Genomic DNA, 657 nt, shown 5'->3' with positions numbered 1-657 from the left:
ATGATTTTGCGTCCAGTTCATAAAGAACAGCCTTCTCCACAATTGAGAGAAACGCTTTCAGTTTCTCATTTTTTAACCACTCCCTCTACAGATGCGGTATTGTCTATGTCTGTGGCTCCAGCGATGGTTTTTCACAATGAAATGCAAACCGTGCGTGCGGGAAGAGGAATTCTAGATAAAAGTAAAAAGAATGCAGCTTTATGGACCTATGCGATCAAGTCTAAAGAGAGTATTGCTACAGAGCATATAGATTTTAAGTTGGATCAGACAGGTATTGTTTTAGGGATCAATAGTTTAAGGGAGTGGGAAAATGGAGAATTTTATATAGGTGGTTTTGGCAGTTATGACCGCGCACGCATTGCGCATGCACGGGGTGGTATGAGCGCTATCAATACTTATGGCATTGGCGCTTATGTCACTTATTTGGATCATAGTGGATGGTATTTGGATGGTATTTTAAAATATAATCATTATCAGAATACTCTAAAGGCAGTTTCAACGAATGGTTTAGGGATTGAAGGAAGTTATAGGCAATGGGCGGTGGGCACCTCCTTTGAAGCAGGTTATCGACTTAAGACGTCAAAGAGCAGTTGGTTGCAGCCTTATGGACAATTTACATGGTTGCAAGTTGAGGGTAAAGAAATCAAGTTATCGAAT

Annotated in this window: 1 protein-coding gene; it reads left to right on the top strand. The window is 40.5% G+C overall.

The window, feature by feature from the left end:
• The coding region (locus ACFIJ9_RS08675; protein ID WP_375636797.1) for an autotransporter outer membrane beta-barrel domain-containing protein at window positions 1–657 on the top strand (657 nt) is incomplete at both ends.

It is taken from the genome of Bartonella sp. MR90HLJMH (assembly GCF_042194115.1).
Lineage (GTDB): Bacteria > Pseudomonadota > Alphaproteobacteria > Rhizobiales > Rhizobiaceae > Bartonella > Bartonella grahamii.
Note: the sequence above shows the minus strand (reverse complement) of the source record. Positions and strands in the feature narration are given on the sequence as shown.